The 20,529-nt window shown below is 66.6% G+C and carries 20 protein-coding genes; 12 read left to right on the top strand and 8 right to left on the bottom strand.

The genetic code is table 11. The features are described from left to right. Nucleotides 1-31 precede the first annotated feature (31 nt). The 4 genes from ON45_RS02205 to ON45_RS02190 all read right to left on the bottom strand — a co-directional run bounded on the left by ON45_RS02205 (nucleotide 32) and on the right by ON45_RS02190 (nucleotide 4,623). The gene (locus ON45_RS02205; RefSeq protein WP_040491533.1) at nucleotides 32-1,810 is read right to left on the bottom strand and encodes an ABC transporter ATP-binding protein; all 1,779 of its coding nucleotides are present in this window, start codon (nucleotides 1,808-1,810) and stop codon (nucleotides 32-34) included. Beyond that, nucleotides 1,810-3,672, bottom strand: coding sequence for an ABC transporter ATP-binding protein (locus tag ON45_RS02200; protein ID WP_051062300.1), 1,863 nt, complete (start codon nucleotides 3,670-3,672; stop codon nucleotides 1,810-1,812). The genes ON45_RS02205 and ON45_RS02200 overlap by 1 nt, the downstream gene beginning before the upstream one ends. A gap of 5 nt (nucleotides 3,673-3,677) precedes the next feature. Further along, nucleotides 3,678-3,977, bottom strand: a complete 300-nt coding sequence (locus tag ON45_RS02195) for an arsenate reductase family protein (RefSeq protein ID WP_040491531.1) — start codon at nucleotides 3,975-3,977, stop codon at nucleotides 3,678-3,680. Nucleotides 3,978-4,089: 112 nt separating this feature from the next. Further along, complete coding sequence (locus ON45_RS02190) at nucleotides 4,090-4,623, bottom strand: beta-class carbonic anhydrase (RefSeq protein WP_040491530.1); 534 nt, start codon at nucleotides 4,621-4,623, stop codon at nucleotides 4,090-4,092. A 94-nt stretch (nucleotides 4,624-4,717) separates the two neighbouring features. On the opposite strand from ON45_RS02190, the gene ON45_RS23440 reads away from it, so the two are divergent. Next, on the top strand, nucleotides 4,718-5,143 hold the full coding sequence (locus tag ON45_RS23440) for a hypothetical protein (protein ID WP_040491529.1): 426 nt from the start codon (nucleotides 4,718-4,720) through the stop codon (nucleotides 5,141-5,143). A gap of 5 nt (nucleotides 5,144-5,148) precedes the next feature. On the opposite strand, the gene ON45_RS23740 is transcribed toward ON45_RS23440, so the two are convergent. Further along, the gene (locus ON45_RS23740; protein WP_040491525.1) at nucleotides 5,149-5,427 is read right to left on the bottom strand and encodes a DUF4031 domain-containing protein; all 279 of its coding nucleotides are present in this window, start codon (nucleotides 5,425-5,427) and stop codon (nucleotides 5,149-5,151) included. A gap of 35 nt (nucleotides 5,428-5,462) precedes the next feature. Between ON45_RS23740 and ON45_RS23735 the strand changes: the two genes are divergently transcribed. From ON45_RS23735 to ON45_RS02150, 6 genes are all read left to right on the top strand, one after another. Continuing rightward, nucleotides 5,463-6,110 (top strand): HD domain-containing protein, encoded by a 648-nt coding sequence (locus ON45_RS23735; RefSeq protein WP_051062299.1) that lies wholly within the window; start codon nucleotides 5,463-5,465, stop codon nucleotides 6,108-6,110. Between the two features lie 95 nt (nucleotides 6,111-6,205). After that, the gene (locus tag ON45_RS02170; protein WP_040491523.1) at nucleotides 6,206-6,967 is read left to right on the top strand and encodes an ABC transporter ATP-binding protein; all 762 of its coding nucleotides are present in this window, start codon (nucleotides 6,206-6,208) and stop codon (nucleotides 6,965-6,967) included. Further along, entirely contained in the window at nucleotides 6,964-7,743 is a 780-nt protein-coding gene (locus tag ON45_RS02165) for an ABC transporter ATP-binding protein (protein ID WP_083914099.1), read from the top strand. Before ON45_RS02170 ends, ON45_RS02165 begins: the two co-directional genes overlap by 4 nt. Nucleotide 7,744: 1 nt before the next feature. Further along, entirely contained in the window at nucleotides 7,745-8,638 is an 894-nt protein-coding gene (locus ON45_RS02160; protein ID WP_040491522.1) for a branched-chain amino acid ABC transporter permease, read from the top strand. Between the two features lie 10 nt (nucleotides 8,639-8,648). Next, nucleotides 8,649-9,917 (top strand): branched-chain amino acid ABC transporter permease, encoded by a 1,269-nt coding sequence (locus ON45_RS02155; protein WP_040491520.1) that lies wholly within the window; start codon nucleotides 8,649-8,651, stop codon nucleotides 9,915-9,917. Nucleotides 9,918-10,058: 141 nt separating this feature from the next. Next, complete coding sequence (locus ON45_RS02150) at nucleotides 10,059-11,594, top strand: ABC transporter substrate-binding protein (RefSeq protein ID WP_040491519.1); 1,536 nt, start codon at nucleotides 10,059-10,061, stop codon at nucleotides 11,592-11,594. Between the two features lie 149 nt (nucleotides 11,595-11,743). On the opposite strand, the gene ON45_RS23865 is transcribed toward ON45_RS02150, so the two are convergent. Further along, nucleotides 11,744-11,875: a hypothetical protein gene (locus ON45_RS23865; protein ID WP_277619155.1), complete on the bottom strand. Its 132-nt coding sequence runs from the start codon at nucleotides 11,873-11,875 to the stop codon at nucleotides 11,744-11,746. A 116-nt stretch (nucleotides 11,876-11,991) separates the two neighbouring features. On the opposite strand from ON45_RS23865, the gene ON45_RS02145 reads away from it, so the two are divergent. The 3 genes from ON45_RS02145 (at nucleotide 11,992) to ON45_RS02135 (ending at nucleotide 14,318) form a co-directional block, all read left to right on the top strand. Further along, on the top strand, nucleotides 11,992-12,285 hold the full coding sequence (locus ON45_RS02145) for a DUF3039 domain-containing protein (protein ID WP_040491517.1): 294 nt from the start codon (nucleotides 11,992-11,994) through the stop codon (nucleotides 12,283-12,285). A gap of 33 nt (nucleotides 12,286-12,318) precedes the next feature. Beyond that, nucleotides 12,319-12,810: an NUDIX domain-containing protein gene (locus ON45_RS02140; protein ID WP_051062298.1), complete on the top strand. Its 492-nt coding sequence runs from the start codon at nucleotides 12,319-12,321 to the stop codon at nucleotides 12,808-12,810. Between the two features lie 125 nt (nucleotides 12,811-12,935). Further along, nucleotides 12,936-14,318, top strand: coding sequence for an MFS transporter (locus ON45_RS02135; protein ID WP_051062297.1), 1,383 nt, complete (start codon nucleotides 12,936-12,938; stop codon nucleotides 14,316-14,318). Between the two features lie 71 nt (nucleotides 14,319-14,389). Here the strand turns inward: ON45_RS02135 and ON45_RS02130 are convergent, their stop codons facing one another. Continuing rightward, nucleotides 14,390-15,217 (bottom strand): acyl-CoA thioesterase, encoded by an 828-nt coding sequence (locus tag ON45_RS02130; protein WP_158412140.1) that lies wholly within the window; start codon nucleotides 15,215-15,217, stop codon nucleotides 14,390-14,392. A 64-nt stretch (nucleotides 15,218-15,281) separates the two neighbouring features. Here ON45_RS02130 and ON45_RS02125 point away from each other — a divergent pair, with 64 nt between their 5' ends. Beyond that, nucleotides 15,282-16,475, top strand: a complete 1,194-nt coding sequence (locus ON45_RS02125; protein WP_040491516.1) for a mandelate racemase/muconate lactonizing enzyme family protein — start codon at nucleotides 15,282-15,284, stop codon at nucleotides 16,473-16,475. Between the two features lie 2 nt (nucleotides 16,476-16,477). Beyond that, the gene (locus tag ON45_RS20890; RefSeq protein WP_051062295.1) at nucleotides 16,478-17,401 is read left to right on the top strand and encodes a CobW family GTP-binding protein; all 924 of its coding nucleotides are present in this window, start codon (nucleotides 16,478-16,480) and stop codon (nucleotides 17,399-17,401) included. Between the two features lie 14 nt (nucleotides 17,402-17,415). Here the strand turns inward: ON45_RS20890 and ON45_RS02115 are convergent. Continuing rightward, a partial coding sequence (locus ON45_RS02115; RefSeq protein WP_051062302.1) for an error-prone DNA polymerase occupies nucleotides 17,416-20,529 on the bottom strand: 3,114 nt, incomplete at its 5' end.

Here is a 20,529-nt window from a genome sequence, read left to right as displayed (position 1 = left end):
GGTCGGACCGAAGCTACTTCCCGCCGCGGGCTCAGGTGGGGAGTGACTGGGCCCAGGCGTCGGCGAGCGCGGCGTAGCGGCCGCCGAGGTCGACGAGTTCATCGTGGGTTCCCAGCTCGGCGAGTTGGCCCGCGTCGATCACCGCGATCCGATCGGCGTTCTGGATCGTCGACAGACGGTGGGCGACGACGACCGTCGTCCGTCCGACCATCAGCCGGTCGAGTGCGCGCTCGACGATCACCTCGGTCCCGGGGTCCAGGCTGCTCGTCGCCTCGTCGAGGACCAGGACGGCCGGATCGACGAGCGCGGCTCGGGCCAGCGACACGAGTTGGCGTTCGCCCGCCGACAGTCGCGAGCCGCGCTCGCGGACCTCGGTGTGGATGCCGTCCTCGAAGGTCTCGAAGCGTTCCAGCGCTCCGATCGCGTCGAGGGCGCGGCGAAGGTCGTCGTCGGTGGCCTCCGAACGGGCGATGCGTACGTTGTCGGCGATCGAGCCGCCGAACAGGAATCCCTCCTGGGGAACGACGACGACGCGGTGGCGGAGCGAGTCGAGCGTCGCATCACGCAGGTCGACGCCACCGAAGGAGATGGTTCCGACCGTGGGGTCGTACAGACGGGCCATCAGTTTGGCCACGGTCGACTTTCCCGCACCGGTCGGTCCGACGAGCGCGAGCCGCTCGCCGTCGGCCACGGTGATCGAGACGTCGCGCAACACCGGCGTCGTCGTCGCGGGGTACGTGAAGCCGACATCGTCGACCACGAGAGCACCCCGATCCGGAAGCGCCTGATCGCCTCCCTCGATGTCGGGCTCGGTGTCGAGGATCCCGAACAGCTTGTCGAGAGCCGCAGCGGACGACTGGACCGTGTTGTAGAGCTGTGACAACTGCTGCACGGGTTCGAACAGTTGGGCGAGGAGGAGGACGAACGCGATCACCGTTCCGATCGTCACGTCGCCACGGTTGACGAGCCATCCACCGATGCCGATCGCGAGGCCACTCGCGATCACCCCGAGCGCCTCGACGAGCCCGAAGTACCAGGTCGACACGCGGATGCTGTGAACGTGCGACCGGTACAGCGACCGGTTCGACGACACGAACTGTCGGGTCTGCTCCCCTTCCTGGGCGTATGCCTGCACGACTCGGACGCCGGCGATGCCTTCCTGCAGCTCGGACAGGTTCTGGCCGACCCGTTCGCGCACTTCGAGATAGGCCTGGTTGGAGTCGCGCTGGAACTTCCGTGAGGCGATGATGATGATCGGCATCACCAGCAGCGCGGCGATCGTGAGCTGCCAGGACAGCGTGAGCATCAGGATCAGCGCGATCACGATGAGGAACAGCGCCGCCACGAACTGCAGGAGGCCCCATTGCACGAGTTCCGCCATCGACTCGACGTCGGCGGTCATCCGGGAGATCAGCACCCCGGACTGGTACCGGTCGAAGAAGCCGAGCGACTGTTTCTGGATGTGGTCGAACGTCCGGACCCGCAGGGCGCGCAGGAAGCCTTCTCCCGCGCGGTTGACGAAGATGTACTGCTGGCGAGAGGCGGCGTAGGCGATCGCGACCACGACGACGTACACGATCACCGCGTTGCGCAGCACGTCACGATCACCGTCGTCGATGCCGTTGTCGATGGCGAACTTGACGATGATCGGCCCCATCAGCAGGCCGAGCGTGGAGACGAGGACGAAACCGAGCGCAGCGGCAATCGTTCGGCGGAACGGCTTGGCCATCCGAACCGCCCGCCGAAGCACGCGTTTGGTGGTCTCGCTGTCGAGTTTGTCCTCGTCGGTGACCCCGCCCATGCGGAACATCAGTCACCACCCACCGGAGAGCCGAGATCGGTACGGCCGCCCGCTTCGTCCGCCTCGGCATCGGCATCGGCATCCATCGCGGCGAGCACGTCGCGATATCGCGGTTCGTCGACGAGCAGGTCGGCGTGCGGACCCCGGGCGACCACTCGCCCACCGTCGAGCAGGACGACGGTGTCGGCGAGGGCGATCGTGCCGGGACGATGCGCGATGACGATCGTCGTCCGCCCGTCCATCACGGTCGACATCGCCGAGCGGATCTCGTGTTCCTTCGACGGGTCGACCGCGGACGTGGCATCGTCGAGCACCAGGATGCGCGGGTCGGCCAGGATCGCCCGGGCGATCGCAATGCGCTGTCGCTGTCCACCCGACAGCGAGAAGCCGCGTTCGCCGAGCATCGTGTCGTACGCGTCGGGGAGGCCCATCACGAAGTCGTGAGCGCCGGCCAGTCGGGCCGCCCGCTCGACGCGTTCCTGATCGGCGTCCGGGTCGGCGAACGCGATGTTCGCGCGCACGGTGTCGTGGAAGAGCAGGGTGTCCTCGAACACGATCCCCACGGCTCGACGCAGGTCGTGCAGGGTGAGCGATCGCACATCGACGCCGTCGATCGAGATCGAACCGGAGTCCGCGTCGTAGAAGCGGACCAGCAGACGAGCCACCGTGGATTTTCCCGACCCTGTCGCGCCGACGATGGCGACCGATTCGCCGGGTCGCAAGACGAGATCGAAGCCGTCCAACACGGGTCCGGCGTCGTTGTCGGGTTCGGCGGGACGCACGTCGGCCGGGTAGGCGAACGACACCTCCCGGAACGAGACGGCACCGAGCCCGCGATTCGGATCGGAGCCCTCCACCGTCGGAAGGCTCTCCGGCCGTTCCGGGTCCTGGACCTGCGACGAGATGTCGAGCACCTCGTTCACGCGGCCGAGGGCGACCGCCGCGCGTTGGGCGAACGCGAGGGTCATTCCGATCATCCGGAGCGGGAACACGAGCAGCGCGACGAACACGTTGAACAGCACCAGGGTTCCGAGGGTCATGTCGCCGTCGATGACCTGATTGCCGCCGAACCACAGCACGGCGATCAGTCCGACCTGTGGCAGCAACTCCATCGCCGGGAGAAACTTGGCCCGGATCCGTGCGGCCTCGATCGACTCGCGACGGATGTCGTCGGCTTCCGTTCGGAGCTTCTCGGCCTGGACCGCCTCGGCGCCGAATCCCTTGATCACCCGCACGCCGCCGACCGATTCCTCGACGACCGTCGCCAACTCCGCCTGCTCCGCCTGCACGGCGAGTACGGCGGGATGGATCGACCTCGAGAATCGGCGCCCGGCGACCTGGATCAACGGGAGCGAAGCGAGCGCCAGGAGTGCGAGCACCCAGTCGGTGACGAGCAGGATCACCGTCACCGCAGTGACCATGGCGAGGTTCGACAGCGTGATCGGGATCATCACCACGAACATCTGGATCTGATTGAGGTCGCTCGACGACCGGCTCATCAGCTGACCGGTCTGGGCGCGGTCGTGGTAGCCGATGTGCAGCGACATGATGTGGCTGAACAGGCGCTCACGCAGGCGCGCCTCGGTCCACCGGGCCTCACGGAACGCGAAGAATCTCCGGAGCGCCGTGAAGAAACCGGCGACCATGCCGGCGATCGCGATCAGGGCGACCCACAGCCACAGCCATTCGCCCTCGTCGATCCCGCGGTCGATGCCATACCGGATGAGCAACGGCGAAGCGATCTTGCCCACCGACCAGGCCAGCCCGATCAGCGTGCCGATCAACAGGTTTCGGCGTTGTGCCCGCAGCGTCTCCCACAGCAACGGCCACGTCGAGGCGGCCTTCGCCCGTGAGGAGTCCGGGTCGGGCACCGCGTTCAGCCGAGAAGTTCCGCGACGCGTTGTTTGGGGCGGCCGATGATCGCTCGGTCGGCGGTGACGACGAGCGGACGCTGCAACAACTGCTTGTGCTTTACGAGGACGTCGACGATCTGGTCGACCGTCTCGACGTCGTCGTCGGTGAGTTCGAGCTTCTTGAACTTGCTGTCGCGACGAACCAGATCGGTCGGCGGATCCTCGAGCTTGGCGATGATTTCGCGCAGCGTCTCCGCGTCCGGCGGCTCCTTGATGTACAGCACGACGTCGACATCGACCCCGAGTTCCTCAGCAATGCGCACGGCATTGGTCGACGAGTTTCAATGCTGGTTGTGGTAGATCGTTGCGTCAGCCATGGTCTCGACACTATGCGCATCGTGCTCGAAACGACCGATCGGTTGATCGGTCGGAGTGTCAGCCGTCCGCCGGGTGAACTTCCTCGAGCAGACCGGTGCCGACGTCGTACACGAACCCCCGCACGTGACCCTTGAACGGCACGAACGGAGTCAGTTCCAGACGCCGCATCGACTGGAGAACATCGACGAATGGGTCCTCGAACGACTCGACCGCCCACCAGGGCTTGATTCCCAGTTCCGCTTCCAGTTCGCCCTTCAGCCCATCCTCGGTGACCATCTGCAGCCCACAGTTGGTGTGGTGCACCAGGACGACCTCGCGGGTGCCGAGGTAGCGCTGTGAGAGACACAACGATCGGATCACGTCGTCGGTGATCACTCCGCCTGCATTACGGATGATGTGCGCTTCACCGTGGCCGAGACCGAGCATGGCGAAGATGTCCATCCGCGAGTCCATGCAGGTCACGACCGCCATGTGCCGAGTCGGCCCGACCTGCAGGTCCTGGTCGGCGAAGGTCTCGGCGAAGCGTTGGTTCCGCTCGACGAGTTCGTCGGCGGTCGGCTGGAAATCGGAGGGAGGTTGAGAGGTGGCCACACCAAATTGTGACACCCGCTGCGTAGTCTCGGTCAAACCGGCTCCCTCCTTCTCACCCACGGCCTCGTGCCTGACACCCGAAGGGGACCCACCCGTGAATTTCTGCGACGCCCACCGCCTTCCACGCGCCCATGTCGACCCGGTCGACGACCATGCCGCCCGCCTGCTCATCTCGTCGGTGCTGGCGACCCCACCCCGACCGGAATCGTTCATCGTGTTCCTCGACGCCGATCGGTGCGCGTCGACGATCATGACCGTCTCAGGAACCGACGACCCCGACGCGATCCTCGACATCGCCGCGTTCGCCGGTGCGGCGGCGTCCGGGGCGGGGTTCTCCTCGGTGGTCCTCGCCTCGGTGCGCGCCGACGACCCGTTCGACCTCGACGACGCCGAGCGGTGGCTCGACATCGACGCCGAGATCGCCTCTGCGGGGGTCGAACTCGTCGAGTGGTACGTGATCGGACCGACCGTCAGCACCCCGCGCAGCTTGATCGGCGAACCGCCGCGGTGGGCGGCGTGACGCGATCAGCCCGATCGCGCCCGACGCTGTTCGGGGCTGAGCCGGAGGCCGGCGCCGCGCAACCGCCGGACGAGTTCGCGGCTCTCGACCACCACTGCGCCGGCCGCGATCATGTCGCCGCGGTACTCCTCGGGGATGTCGTAGTGGTCGCCCTGGAAGCCCCGCCGCGGGATGCCGACACCGTCGGCGAACTCGATCAACTCGTCATACGACGCATCGCTGACCATGTGGCACCACTTGCGCCCTTGGAACCACCACCGTGCTTCGTCGATGAGGATCGCCACGAGCCGAGCATGCCACGCCGTGCAACACTCGGGAGGTGTCCTCTCCGCTCGACCCCGTCGATGACACGCCGACCTCACGGCTCCCCGTCCGCTGGCGACGACACGTTTCCGACGACACCACGCTGCTCGATCGCCTCGTCGCCCGCCACCGCGAGAAACACCGCCGCTACCACACCGTGGCCCATGTCGCGGCCGTGGTCGGCTGGGTCGACGACCTCGCCACCGTCGAGCCGACGCTCGACCTCGACGCCACGATCGCCGCCGCGTTCTACCACGACGCGGTGTACGAGCCGACGTCTCCGGCGAACGAGCACGCCAGCGCTCGCCTCGCTCGCCGAGACCTCGCTTCGCTCGGCTGGGCCGACGAGCGGACCGCACATGTCGCCGCATTGATCGAGGCAACCCGCGATCACCGGTCCCCTCCCGACACCGACCATGCCGTCCTCTTCGACGCCGATCTGTCCGTGCTCGGAGCGACCCCGACCGAGTACGACGGCTACGTCGAAGCAGTGCGCGCAGAGTACCGCGAGGTCGACGACGACGCCTGGAAGGTCGGTCGGCGGCGCGTCCTCGAGGCGTTTCTCGAACGTGCATCGATCTACGCGACCGCAACGGGCCGCGAGCGTTGGGAATCATCAGCCCGCGCGAACCTCGCCCGAGAGATCGATTCCCTCACCTCCTGAACCGCTGGACTCGGCACGGCCGGACGGGAAGTAGGTGACGTGGGTCACCACCTGCTACGTTCACCTCGGTCGAAGACGTCGATGGGGGAGAAACGATGGCACTACTGGAAGTACAGGACGTTTCGGTGCGCTTCGGCGGCATCGTTGCGCTCAGCGAACTGTCGTTCGAGATCGAAAAGGGCCAGATCTGCGGCTTGATCGGCCCGAACGGTGCGGGCAAGACCACGCTGTTCAACGTCGTCAGCCGCATCTACGACCCGACGCAGGGCCAATTGCGCTTCGACGGCGACGACCTGCTCCAGCACGCGCCGCACGAGATCAGTCGCCTCGGCATCTTCCGGACGTTCCAGAACCTCGCGCTGTGGCCCCGCATGACGGTGATCGAGAACGTGATGGCCGGCGCACACACGGCGGCGAAACAGAACATGTTCACGGCGATGTTCGACCTCGGCCGCAAGCGCGAGGAGAAGCAGCTGGAACTCCGGGCGTACGAGATCCTCGCCGACATCGGTCTCGCCTCCGAGGCCTACGCACCCTGCGCCGGCCTGCCGTACGGCACGTTGAAGCGGGTCGAGCTCGCTCGCGCGCTGATGGGCGAACCCAAGCTGCTGATGCTCGACGAGCCGGCCACGGGCCTCACGCACAGCGAAGTCGACGTGCTCGCGGAACTGATCCACGACCTGCGCGACCGCTACGACCTCACCATCCTCCTCGTCGAACACCACATGGGGATGGTGATGAAGCTCAGCGAGCATCTCGTCGTCCTCGACTTCGGACGCAAGATCGCGGAGGGCCTGCCCTCCGTCGTCCAGGAAGATCCGGCGGTCATCGAGGCCTACCTGGGAGCACCAGCATGAGCGAATCCGCGAACGACATCGGATCGGACGCCGTCGCCACCGACAGTCCGAGGGCGAAGACCATCGGCGACACGCTCCTCGACGTGAAGGACCTGCACGGCGGGTACGGACCGATTCGGGTGCTGCACGGTCTCGACTTCCACGTTGCCGAGGGAGAGGTCGTGGTCATCCTCGGCGCCAACGGTGCGGGCAAGACCACCACCCTCAGAGCGTTGTCCGGCAAGCTCGATGCCACCGGCAGCGTCATGTTCGGTGACGAGGATCTGATCAGCAAGAAGACCGCGGACATCGTGCGCATGGGTGTCGCCCACGTTCCACAGGGACGTGGCACGCTTCCCGAGTTGTCGGTCGAGGACAACCTGCACGTCGGTGCCTACATCCGGAAGGACAAAGAGGTCCGCGCGGACATCGACCGGTGGTACGACGTCTACCCGGTGTTGAAGGAGCGTCGACACCAGCGGGCGGGAAGCCTGTCGGGAGGCGAGCAGCAGATGCTGGCGGTCGCCCGCGCGCTCATGTCACGTCCCAAACTGCTCCTGCTCGACGAGCCGTCGCTCGGACTCGCCCCGCTCATCGTGCAAGACCTCTTCGAGCGCTTCCGCCGGATCAACCAGGAAACCGGCACGACGATGCTGGTGGTCGAGCAGAACGCCCAGCTGGCGCTCAGCATCGCCGACCGCGGGTACGTGATCGAGTCGGGAACCATTTCGATCCAAGGCAACGCTCACGAACTCATGCACGACGACGCCATCCGCAAGGCCTACCTGGGAGTCTGACATGGATCTCTTTCTCGCACGACTCTTCGACGGGCTCTCCAACGGGTCCACCTACGCCCTGATCGCGCTGGCGTTGGTGATCATCTACAAGGCGACCACGCTGATCAACTTCGCCCAGGGCGAAATGGCCATGTTCGGCGCCTTCGTCGTCTTGGTGCTCGCGACCGAACAGGGACTGCCGATCTGGGTCGCGGTGATCCTCGGCATGGTCTTCAGCGCTGTCGCAGCAGCCGGCATCGAGCGGGTGCTGATCAGACCCTTCGATCCGTACGACCACCTCCCACTGGTGATCGTCACATTGGGCTTGTTCCTGTCGATCACCGCGCTCGCCGGCATCATCTGGCGGTTCGATCCGCGGGCCTTCCCGCGGATGTACCCCGCAGGTACTGCGCTCACCATCGGCAATGCCACACTCACCTGGTACACGGTGGGCGTCGTCGCAACCGTGCTCATCGTCGCCGGGCTCGTCACGCTCCTGCTGAACACCACCAAGATCGGCCTCGCTTTCCGCGCGGTGTCGTCGAACATCGAGTCGAGCGAGCTCGCCGGGATCCGCGTCGGGCCGACCCTTCAGTTCGGCTGGGCGCTCGCCGCCGCCGTCGGAACCCTCGGAGCCTGCGTCTTCGTCGCCGATCCGATCCGCCAGCTCGAGCCCTCCGTCATGGTGCGTGTCCTGATCTTCGCCGCCTCTGCCGCCGCGATCGGCGGACTCGACAGCCTCTGGGGAGCCGTCATCGGTGGACTGGTCATCGGCATGGTGCAGAGCATCATCGTTCCGTACGTGGGGTTCATCCCGAACGAGATGAGCCTCGCCACCGCGGTCATCGTCCTCATGCTGGTGTTGCTGTTCCGGCCGTCCGGATTGTTCGGTACGGCGAGAGTGGAACGGGTCTAGGGGGTCCACGATGTCTGCACGATTCATTTGGTCCGCGAACTCACGCGAGGCCCGTACCTACAAGATCGTCGGCTGGACGCTGTTCGTCATCGCGCTGGTGCTGTTCACCTTTGCGTACGCCGACACCGCCCAGATCGAGATCTTCGGCAACGGCTACGCGCTCAGCCTGCCGAGAGCGTCGAAGGCGATCGCGTTCATGATCGCGATTCTCGGCCTGCAGGTGGTGGTCGGTTACACGGGCCAGTTGGTCCTCGGCCAGAGCTTCTTCTTCGGCACCGGCGCGTATCTCGGCGCCTACATGGTCGCCGACCACAATTGGCCGTGGGTGCTCTCGCTCCTGGTCGTCGTTCCGGTGTGCTTCATCATCGGAGCGATCTTCGGGTTGCCGGCGCTGCGGATCAAGGGTCTGTATCTGGCGCTGGTGACGTTGGGGTTGGCGGCGACGTTCCCGTCGATCGTGCAACTCGACGCGCTCGACGAGTACACGGGTGGCGCATCGGGCAAGACGGTCAGCTCCGATCTCGTACCGCCGAGCTGGTTGCCACTCGACGGCATCTCCTCGATCTTCCAGAACATCCCGTTCTTCGGCCAGTACTTCGGAGAGGGCGATCTCAGCAGCAGCGAGTCCGAGCGCATCTGGAAGTTCTTCCTGTTCACGGTCCTGCTGGCCATCTGCATCTGGCTCGTCTCGAACCTGATCAAGAGCCGCTCCGGTCGGGCCCTGCGAGCGATCCGCGACAACGAGACGAGCGCCGCGGTGTCCGGCGTCAACCTGGCGAAGGACAAGACGTTGTCGTTCGGCCTCGCATCGGCGCTCGGTGGTGTCGGCGGTGTCGTCTACGTCGCCGAACTCGGCATCGCCTCGCCGCTCGACTTCACGCAGCTGTTGGCGATCAACTTCATCGTCGGCTTGGTGGTCGGAGGTGTCGGCACGCTCTCCGGAGCCGTCGTCGGCGGAATCGTGATCGCCTTCATTCCCGACTGGTCGGCGTCGACCGAATCGTTCCCCGGGATCCCCGAACGCTGGCTGCAGGGTCCGACCGGCGTGTTCATCCTCGGTGCGCTGCTCATCCTGCTCACCTTCGTACTGCCCGGCGGTGTCGTCGCCGGAATGCGACGGATCAAGGGGCGCATCCTCCAGATCGTTCCCCAACCCCCCAAGGGGGCCAGGGTCCCGACGCCCCCGGACGGAGCGGACGCAGAACTGCGCCACGAGGCCGACGAGATCACGGCCGGCGTCGCCGCGAACGATCCGTTGACCGACGAACCGAAGGACTGACCGAGGTCGACGACGGCTCCTGCTGTCCCTCAGCATCGCGGAGGGACGGCAGTCGTGAGGATTCGCGCGGCGCCGGTACCGCGGACTAATGTGTGCCTGTGGTCACAACCGGTGGCTGCATGGGAATCAATAGGGGAGAACATGCGAACACCACGCACGAAGAAGCGCGCGATCGCGGGCATCCTTGCGGCAGGTCTGCTCATCGCAGCCTGCGGCAGCGATGACGACGGCGGCGACGAGGGCGACACCACGGAAGCACCGGCAGGCTCCGACGCCGCCGAGGAAGAAGCAACCGAGGAAACAGAGGCGGCCGACGAGGAAGCCACCGACGACACCGAGGCAATGGAAGAAGAGTCCACCGAGGGCACCGAGGCAGGCGACGAGGAAGAAGCCGCTGGCAGCGGTGAGGAGCTCGCCCTCGAGGGCGAGGTCGAAATCGCAGCCGGTACGACCCTCAACCTCGACGAGTGCCCCGACGACTGGAACCCGCAGCAGGGCGTGGACGGCGACGAGATCCGCATCGGTCAGTCGCTCCCGCAGTCCGGCCAGCTGGCCGCCTTCGGAGCCATCGGCGAAGGCATGTCGGCGTACTTCGACTACGTCAACGACAACGATCCGATCGAGGACAAGGACCTGGTGCTCGTCACCAAGGACGACGCCTACGAGGCGGGCCGCACGGTCGCCAACGTCGAGGAGATGATCGACACCGACGACATCTTCGGCTTCGCCCACATCATCGGCACGCCCAACAACCTGGCCGCCCGCGACATCACCGCAGAAGCGTGCGTGCCACAGCTGTTCAACTCGACGGGCTTCCCGTTGTGGGGCGATCCGGCGAACTTCCCGTGGACGATCGGCAACATCCTCAACTACGAGACCGAGACGCAGTTCTGGTGCCAGAACATCGTCGACGAACTCGGTGAGGGTGCATCGGTGTCCGCACTGATCATGAACAACGACTTCGGCACGACCTACCAAGGTGCACTCGAACAGTGCGAAGCCGATGGTCAGATCACGCTCTCGGAAGTGCAGTTGCACGATCCGGCAGCACCGGACGTGTCCAACGAGATGACGACGATCATCGCGAGCGACGCCGACGTGTTCGTCGCCGGAACCACCGCCGCCTTCTGCCCGCAGACGGTCGGATCGGTCGCCGCCAGCGAATGGCGTCCGCTGTACTACATGTCCTACACCTGCAACAACCTCGCGAGCTTCTTCAGCCCGGTCCAGGACCAGGCTGCGCTGTTGGCGGACGATGGTGCGGGCGTGAGGCTCACGAACGGCAACATCACCTGCGGCGACCCGACGTTCGAGGACAGCGAGTTCGTCCAGCTCGCCCGCTCCGTGCTCGACGAGTACGGCGACGGCGTCACGTGCGAGGACGGCTCGTACTCGACGGGCGTGCTCTACGGCCTCATGGTCGAAGAAGTGGTGCGCAACGCATCCGAGATGCCGGGTGGCCTCAACCGGGTCAACCTGATGTCTGCCGTGTGGAACATGAACTTCGAGAACCCGGGCCTGCTCGGTGGAGTCCAGGGAACCGACGGTGTCAACGACGCCTACATCTCCGAAGCCGCAGAGGTTCAGGAGGTCGTGGTGGAGGACGGAACACTCACGTTCAACAGCCTCAGTGACATCATCGATCTCGAGGGCGAGACCGGCTCCTACGAGGGCTGATCACCGCCATCGAAACCGACTGACTGCTGAAACGGTCGGCGGGCCCGCCCCACGGGGTGCGGCTCGCCGGCCGTTCTGCGTTTTCGACGTCGACACGAGAGGCGCGTCGGTGCCGGTCACCGATGTGCAGGTTCAGCGGGCCCGACGAGTCAGTCGTCGGCGGAGCGGCGGGGCTTGACCGGAATCGGAATCAAGGCCGGCTCCGGCTCGCGCTGACCAGCGATGATGCCGCCGACGACCGCAGCAGCGGCCCCCACAGCGACGATGATCGTGATCAACACGCCATTGACCGTACCCCACCTGCGCCCGGTTTGACAGGTGTGCCTCGATGTTCGTCACTGTTCATGATCTTCCGCGCCATTCCCCGATCCCCCTGGACGGCTGACACAATGGGGTCATGAGCGATCTCCAGACGATGCCACAGGTCGATCTCGACACGATCACCGACGCGGAGACCGAGACGGGTGAACCGACGTCGGCCCACATCGTCAAGGCGGGTCCCGGCGAGAACGGTGCCGCCATCGTGCTCGAAGCGCGCATCATGGGCACCCCGATCGAGGCGTTGTGCGGGTTCGTGTGGGTGCCGTCGAAGGACCCGAAACAGCTCCCCGTCTGTCAGCAGTGCAAGGACATCTACGAGATGTACAAGTCGTTCAGCGACAACGTGAACCGGGACACCCCGGTCGACTGACGCATCGTTCGCCCACCCACCCGCTGCACGCCGATGCCAAGCCTGCGGATCCGCCAGGCGGTCCGAGCCGTCCTCACCACGCCCGACCTCTCGATCCTGCTCGTCCGGTTCGAATTTCCGACGGCGACGGTCTGGGCGCTTCCGGGAGGCGGCCTCGACCCGGGTGAGGACCATCCGACCGCGCTCCATCGGGAGCTCCACGAGGAGGTGGGATTGGTCGGGGCCGAGATCGGCCCGCACATCTGGACGCGACAGCAGATCGTCCAGTTCATCGATGGCAACTGGGACGGACAACGCGATCAGTACCACCACGTCCCGGTCCCCGCTCGGTTCACGCCGACGCCTGCGCTGTCCTGGGACCAACTGCGCGACGAGCGGCTCCACGAACTGCGATGGTGGACGTTCGCCGAAATCGACGCCGCAACCGCCGCCGGCACGATCTTCGCTCCCGGTCGGCTCGGAGAACTGCTCGATCATCTCGAGCGCGAGGGCGTCCCGTCCTCCCCGATCGACACCGGAGTCTGACCGCCGCCGTCCGGCCCACGCGGTGCGCGGCAGTCGCCGCCGGTTCCGCGCGTCCGGAACGAGACCCGTGGTGTGACCGGTGCGAGCGGGTCGGGGAGGCGACGTGCTCGTAACCTCCGCAACCGATGAGCACCGAAGCCACCGACGCGTCCAGGCCGACGTCGGTGATGGAGGGAACGCGAGCTCCGAAGTCGACCGCGCTCGGATCACGCCCGTTCGACCCGCGGCGCGTGCCGTTCTACTACGGCTGGGTCATCGTCGTCGCGGGAACGCTCGGTGCGATCGCATCGGTTCCGGGACAGACCGCGGGCGTCAGCGTGTTCACCGACGATCTGATCACGACCACCGGCCTCACCCGGCTCCAACTCGCGATCGCGTATCTGGTCGGGACCGGGTCCAGCGGTCTGCTGCTCGGAGCGGGAGGCCGCGCGATCGACCGATACGGGTCACGGGTGGTGGCGCTGGGCGCAACGCTCGGCCTGGCGTCCACGGTGCTCGGCTTGAGCGTGGTCGGACCGATGAGCACCGGGCTCGGTGTCGTGGTGATGTCGATCGGCTTCGGGTGCCTGCGCTTCAGCGGACAGGGGCTCCTCACGTTGGCGTCCCGGACGATGATCGCTCAGTGGTTCGACCGGCGACGCGGACTCGTCACCGCCCTGTCGAGCGCATTCGTCAGCTTCTCGTTCGCCGCCGCCCCCGCACTGTTCCTCGCGCTGATCGACATCGACGGCTTCCGCACTGCGTGGCGGATCATGGCCGTGGTGCTCGTGGTCGTGGTCGGCTCGGTCGTCGTCGTGCTCTATCGGGTCAGCCCCGAGGCGGCGGGCATGGAGATCGACGGGAGGGGTCGGACGGCGATTCCCGACGAGGACGGTTCCGACGAACTCGCGAATCGCCCGGCGCCGATCATCGGGACCGACGCCGACGCGACCCGCTCCGAAGCGCTGCGCGACGTGCGTTTCTGGGCGTTGACGATCCCGGTCGCTGCGCTCTCGTCGACGGGCACGGCGATCACCTTCCACATCGTCGACCTCGGCTCCGAACTCGGGATGACCGACGACGAGATCGTCCGCATCTTCGTACCGATCGCATTCGTGAGCGTGCCGATCACCCTGGGGACGGGTTGGTTGATCGACCGGGCGACCCCGCTCACCATTGCGGCGGCGATGGCCATCGCGCAGATCGTGATGTATCCGATGGTCGGCCTGCTCGACACCGCGTGGGGTGCGGCGATCGCCGTCATCACCTGGGGTGCGGCGCAGGGGTGCTTCTCCGCGCTGACGTCGGCCGCGATCCCGAAGGTGTTCGGCCGTCGGCATCTCGGCGCGATCTCCGGGGCGCAGATGAGTGCGATGGTGATCGGCAGTGCGATCGGGCCGGCACTCTTCGCCCTCGTGCACTCGCTGACCGGCGGCTATCGCGCCGCCCTCTGGATCTCCGCGATCATCCCCGCTGTCGGTCTGCTCCTCGCCGTCGAAGGACTCCGGCAACACCGCCGCGACCGATGACCAGCTGTTCTCGTCGCGACTCTGCCCGGTAAGCGACGAGATCCGCGACGTGAAAGCAGGTGCGAGCGACGTCAGCCGCCATGGTGGTGACTCGTGCGCACGATGCACGTCTGCTGCGCGGTCGCCATCAGTCGTCCGTCCTCGCTCCACACCCGCAACGATCCGTGGCCGAGCGACCGGTGGAAGCCCTCGGGGATGAGTTCGAGCAGCACCCATTCGCTCGGCTCAGGATCGATCACCCGCAGCGTGTTGTCGACACTCGTCGCCCCCGGCATCGCACCGAGCGCCGCGCCGATCCCCATCGGGATGATGTCGGCCACGTACGCCTGCGTGGCCGGACTGCCGATCACGTCGTCCACGATCCGACACCACATCGACAACCCACCGTGCTGAGGCTGCCCGACCGCTTCCATCCCGAAGCTGCCAGACCCCAGGCGGCGTTCCATCGTCCGGAAGAACGAGTCCGACACATCGATCTCGAACGGCGCGTGCATCGTCGAACACTCGTCGGGCGACGCCACCTTCGGCATGACCACGAACTGCTCTCCGTCGCCGCTCTCGCGAATGGTGTGTGCGCACAGAGCCGTGAAGACCAGGTCCCCGTCGATCGTCGCGACGACCTGCGATTGCGTGGTCGCGCGCCCGTTCGCGGGAATCGTCACCTGGAGATCGATGACCGAACCCGGTGCCGGTGAGCCGATGAACTGGGTCGTGATCCACTGCAACGGCCGTCCGGTCGCCCGTTCCGCAGCCTCGGCCGCCGCGGCGATTCCGGAACCGCCGTAGAGGAACCCGAACGGTGTCGCCAGATCGGCCCGCACGGCGAGCCGGTACCGATGCTCGTCCTCCGTCGACTCCAAGTCCAGCAGGTCGAAGCGGCGGTTCTCGTTGGCGGTCACGGCGACAGCGTCGCACCTCGGAGCGTTCGCCCGAAATCGCCGTGGCTGTGGCAGGCTCGACGATGTGAAGATCTCCGACGTCACCACGTTCGTCATCAAGAACCCGCCCCCCGGTTTCGGTGGGAAGTACTTCATCGTGGTCAAGGTGACCACCGATACCGGCATCGTCGGCTACGGCGAGATCTACGCCGCGACCTTCGGGCCACACACGATCGCGTCGATGGTCGACGACGTCGCCGCCCGCTGGGTGATCGACCAGGATCCCAACCGGATCGAGCTGATGTGGCGCAGGATCTACTCGAGCGGGTATGCACTTCGCCCCGATCCGACTCTCGTCGGCATCATGAGCGGGCTGGAGATGGCGTGCTGGGACATCGTCGGCAAGGGCGCCGGCAAGCCCGTCTACGACCTGCTCGGTGGGCGCGTCCACGAGCGGCTCCGCACGTACACTTACCTGTATCCGAGTGCGGGGTTCCGCGACGTCTACACGAACCCCGACCACGCAGCCGCCCGCGCGGTGAACGAGGTCGAACGGGGGTTCACGGCACTGAAGTTCGATCCGGCCGGCCCGTACACCGCGTTCGACGGACACATGCCGAGCCTGGCCGACATCGATTCGTCGGTGCGGATGATCTCCACGCTGCGCGACGCGGTCGGCCCCGGAGCTGACCTGCTCTTCGGCACGCACGGCCAGTTCACGGCCGCCGGGGCGATCCGACTCGCCGACCAGCTCGAACCCTTCGACCCGTTGTGGTTCGAGGAGCCGTGCGCCGCCGACCTCCCGCACGAGATGGCACGGGTTGCGTCCCAGACGACGATCCCGATCGCCACGGGTGAGCGACTGACCACCGTGTCCGAGTTCGCCGCGCTCGGTCGCCATCAGGCCGCGTCGATCTGGCAGCCGAACCTCGGGCGTTGCGGTGGGATTCTCGCCGGCAAGAAGATCGCCGCGATCGCCGAAGCCAACGGCTGTCAGATCGCACCCCATCTCTACTCGGGCCCGATTCTCGGAGCGGCGAACATCCAGCTCGCGGCGACCCTGCCGAACCTGCTCATCATCGAAGGCATTCGCGAATGGGGCGGCTTCCACGCGGAACTGTTGAACTCGCCGATCGTCTGGGAGGAGGGGTACGTGATCCCGTCGACCGAACCAGGCCTCGGTGTCGAACTGAACGAAGAGGTCGCACTCGCGAATCCCTGGCCCGCGGACGACGACGGCGCCCTGCACCTCTCGATGGTCCCCGACCCGGTGCGATAGGCATGGCCTACCAGGAGCCGGAGTTCTTGCCGTGGGACGGTCGCCGGGTCCCGATCACGTTCGTCGGCGGGTATCTCGGTGCCGGGAAGACGACCGCGATCAACGAGATCCTCCACGAGACGGACCGGCCGATTGCGGTGATCGTGAACGATGTCGGAGCGATCAATGTCGACGCCGCGCTCGTGAAGCGGCGCCACGGCGACACGCTCGAACTGACCGACGGATGCGTGTGTTGTTCGGCGGTCGACGGATTCGGAGCCGCGTTCGACCAGATTCGGGCGCGTCCCGAGCCACCCGACCACGTCATCGTCGAGCTGAGCGGGGTTGCCGAGCCGGCCAACGTCGTACCGTGGGGTTCGTCGGCCGGGTTCCTCCTCGACGGGGTCGTCGTGGTGGCTGCGGTCGACCAACTCCTCGACGCGACGATGCCCGAGTGGATCCGCATCCACCTCGAGCGGCAGTTGGCCGAGGCCGACCTGGTGGTACTGACGAAGACCGATCTCGCCGATGCGGCGGCGATCGAGGCGGCTCGAGCACGGCTCGGCGACATCGCTCCGACGGCGCCGATCGTCGATGGTGGACGCGGCCGGCGCGAAGCGGGAGCGTTGGGCCGATTCCTCGCGCTCGGCGGTCACCGGTCGGGTGATGCCGCACGCGTCCCGGGGCCGACGCTCTTCGACCTCCACGAGGTGAACTCCGTCCCGGTCGACGGACCGCTCGATCGCGCCGGCATCGAGGCACTGCTCGATTCCCTGCCACGACACATCGGTGGACACATCGCACGGGCCAAGGGCGTGATCCAGACCCCCGACGGCCCGGTCCTCGTTCAAGTCGTCGGACAACGGCGCGAGGTCACGCCCCTCCTCCCCCGCGAGTTCCAGGACCCCACCGACCTGGTCGTCATCTCGGTGTCCGCTGGCGTCTGACCCCGGTCGACACCTCAGCGGAAGTCGCGGCTGGTCGTCTTGCCGGGCATGGGGAGCGGGGCGAGGTGGTCGGCAACGATGTTGATCACGCCTTCCGCCCGTTCGAGGCGGCCACGCACGATCATCGCCGGAGCCCCGCGGGCGACCTTGCGGAATCGTTCCCAACAGCCTTTCGACACCACGACGTTGATCAGACCGAACTCGTCCTCGAGGTTCAGGAACGTCGTCCCCTGCGCCGTCATCGGGCGCTGACGATGGGTGACGACCCCGGCCACCCGCACCGTCGACGTCGGCGTCGCTTCCCCGAGGTCCTTCGAGGTGAGCACACCCAACTCGTTCATCTGCGTGCGCACGAAGATCGTCGGGTGACCCTCGGGTGACACACCGGTCGCCCACAGGTCGGCCACCGCGACCTCGACCGGGGTCATGCCTGGAAGCCGCGGCGCCACCGCCCCCGTGACAACACCTTCCAATCGGCCAGGTCGCGCCTGCACCGTGGCACCCACTGTCCACAAGGACTCGCGCCGATCCAACCCGAAACACTCCTCGAACACCCCGGCGGTCGACAGCGCTTCGAGATTGCCGAGTGTCAACGACGGCACCCGACGCACGAGATCCTCGGTGTCCACATAGGGACCACCACGGACCCGCTCGGCTTCGATCTCGTCGGCGAGTTCCGATCCGATCGACCGGACCGACCCCAGCCCGAGTCGGACCGCGAGGCCGGCCTTCAGCGATGCGTCGAGCGTCTCCTCCGTCGTGGTGGCGAAGCCGTGGGAGATCGGTCGTGCCGTCGAGCCCAGCGAACCGTCGCACTCCTCGAGTGACGCGCCTGCCATCGACGCGTTCAGGTCGGGAGTGTGGACGGTCACCCCGTGTCGGCGTGCGTCCTGCACCAACGTGTGCGGCGACCAGAACCCCATCGGTTGCGCGTTGAGCAACGCCGCACAGAACGCGGCCGGTTCGTAGTGCTTGATCCAACTCGATGCGTAGACGAGGTAGGCGAACGACACCGAGTGCGACTCGGGGAAGCCGTAGTTCGCGAACGCCTTCAGCTTCACGTACAACTCGTCGGCGACGTCGCCGGTGATCCCGTTGCTCTTCATGCCCTCGTACAGCCGAGCCTTCAGTGCCTCCATTCGCCGCGCCGATCGTTTCGACCCCATCGCCTGACGCAGCTCATCGGCCTCGGCCGGGGTGAAGCTCGCGACGTCGATCGCCATCTGCATCATCTGCTCTTGGAACAGCGGGACGCCGAGTGTCTTGGCGAGTGAGTTCTCGAGCAGCGGGTGGAGGTAGGTGATCGGCTCCTGCCCGTTGCGCCGCCGGATGTATGGGTGCACCGATCCTCCCTGGATCGGACCCGGCCGGATCAATGCCACCTCGACGACGAGGTCGTAGAACTTGCGCGGCTTGAGCCGTGGCAGCGTGGCCATCTGCGCCCGCGACTCGATCTGGAACACGCCCACCGTGTCGGCGCGACACAGCATCGAGTACACGTCGTCGTCCTGGGGGATCGTGGCGAGGTCGATCTCGTAACCGCGGTGTTCGCGCACGAAGTCGACCGCGTAGTGCAGCGCGGAGAGCATCCCCAGGCCGAGCAGATCGAACTTCACCAGGCCGGTCGCGGCGCAGTCGTCCTTGTCCCACTGGAGCACCGAGCGCTTCTCCATCCGTCCCCACTCGACCGGACACACCTCGATCACCGGGCGGTCGCAGATGACCATCCCGCCCGAGTGGATTCCGAGGTGACGTGGCGCGTCCTCGACCTGCGCGGCGAGGTCGAGCACCGGACCCGGAATCGAACAGTCGGACTGCGCCGCGGTCGCGGAGACGTTCCCCCACGCGTCGACCTCCTTCGACCACGCATCCTGCTGACCCGGCTCGTAGCCGAGCGCCTTGGCCATGTCCCGGATCGACGACCGCGAGCGATAGGTGATCACGTTCGCCACCTGCGCGGTGTGATGGCGCCCGTACGTCTCGTACACGTACTGGATCACCTCCTCACGCCGGTCCGACTCGATGTCGATGTCGATGTCGGGCGGACCGTCGCGCTCGGGAGACAGGAATCGTTCGAACAGCAGACCGAGCGACACCGCGTCGGCGGCGGTGACCCCGATCGCGTAGCAGACCGCCGAGTTCGCCGCGCTCCCCCGTCCCTGGCAATAGATGTTCGAACGCCGACAGAACTCGACCAGGTCCCACACGATCAAGAAGTAGCCGGCGAAGTCGAGTTGTTCGATCAGCGCGAGTTCGTGGTCGATCGTCTTCCATGCCCGCGCCCGGAGCGACAGATCCTCGTCGTGATGTGGTCGGTCCCCGTAACGACGACCGGCGCCGTCGGCCACGATCTGACGCAGGTACTCCATCTCCGACATCGGCGTCCCGTCGGCACGCTCAGGGCAGGGAAACGGCGGCAGGTTCGGAGCGACGAGGGCCAGGTCGAACGCCGCTGCCCTGGCGATCTCGACGGTGGTCTCGACCGCTCCCGGGTATCGACGGAAGCGGTGCGCCTGTTCGGCACCCGATCGCAGGTGCGCCCCGGCACCGGACGGCAACCAGGCATCGATGTCCTCGAGACTGCGTCGGGCACGCACCGCGGCGAGCGCAGTCGCCAACCGTCGCTGCGGTGGAGTGGCGTAGTGGACGTTGTTCGTCGCCACGCAGCCGACGCCGACCGTCCGCGCCAACGCGTACAGCGCATCGTTGCGTGCCGTGTCGGTCGGCTCGCCATGGTCCCACAACTCCACGAGCACCCGGTCCCGACCGAATGCGTCGACCAGTCGCTCGAGCTCGCGTTGCGCCGCCTCGGGACCGTCGTCGGCCAACGCAGCGGGAACTGCACCCTTGCGGCAACCGGTGAAGACCCAGCAGTGGCCGGCGAGCCCATCGGCGAGATCGTCGAACGCGAACCGTGGCGCACCCTTCTCCCCCGCGAGGTGTCCCTGACTGAGCACCCGGGCGAGCCGTGCATAACCACCCGGCCCGTCCGCGAGGACGAGCAGATGCGTGCCGCCGGGATCGGCAGCATGGGAGTCGGGAACGAGCCCGGTGTCGACCTGGCTGGTCGTCTCGGCCTCGGTGCGCGCCACCCGTGTGCCATCGGGTGTCTGACACCCGATGGCACG

The organism is Ilumatobacter nonamiensis YM16-303, assembly GCF_000350145.1.
In the GTDB taxonomy this organism is placed as follows: Bacteria; Actinomycetota; Acidimicrobiia; order Acidimicrobiales; family Ilumatobacteraceae; genus Ilumatobacter_A; species Ilumatobacter_A nonamiensis.
The sequence above is the reverse complement of the archived record's forward strand: the minus strand, read 5'-3'. Positions and strand labels throughout refer to the sequence as shown.

What these genes read in the sequence shown, in the direction of transcription:
- ON45_RS02205 (WP_040491533.1), bottom strand. Translation starts at nt 1,810, where the DNA reads ATGTTCCGCATGGGCGGGGTCACCGACGAGGACAAACTCGACAGCGAG.
- ON45_RS02170 (WP_040491523.1), top strand. Translation starts at nt 6,206, where the DNA reads ATGGCACTACTGGAAGTACAGGACGTTTCGGTGCGCTTCGGCGGCATC.
- ON45_RS02165 (WP_083914099.1), top strand. Translation starts at nt 6,964, where the DNA reads ATGAGCGAATCCGCGAACGACATCGGATCGGACGCCGTCGCCACCGAC.
- ON45_RS02160 (WP_040491522.1), top strand. Translation starts at nt 7,745, where the DNA reads ATGGATCTCTTTCTCGCACGACTCTTCGACGGGCTCTCCAACGGGTCC.
- ON45_RS02155 (WP_040491520.1), top strand. Translation starts at nt 8,649, where the DNA reads ATGTCTGCACGATTCATTTGGTCCGCGAACTCACGCGAGGCCCGTACC.
- ON45_RS02150 (WP_040491519.1), top strand. Translation starts at nt 10,059, where the DNA reads ATGCGAACACCACGCACGAAGAAGCGCGCGATCGCGGGCATCCTTGCG.
- ON45_RS02145 (WP_040491517.1), top strand. Translation starts at nt 11,992, where the DNA reads ATGAGCGATCTCCAGACGATGCCACAGGTCGATCTCGACACGATCACC.
- ON45_RS02140 (WP_051062298.1), top strand. Translation starts at nt 12,319, where the DNA reads ATGCCAAGCCTGCGGATCCGCCAGGCGGTCCGAGCCGTCCTCACCACG.
- ON45_RS02135 (WP_051062297.1), top strand. Translation starts at nt 12,936, where the DNA reads ATGAGCACCGAAGCCACCGACGCGTCCAGGCCGACGTCGGTGATGGAG.
- ON45_RS20890 (WP_051062295.1), top strand. Translation starts at nt 16,478, where the DNA reads ATGGCCTACCAGGAGCCGGAGTTCTTGCCGTGGGACGGTCGCCGGGTC.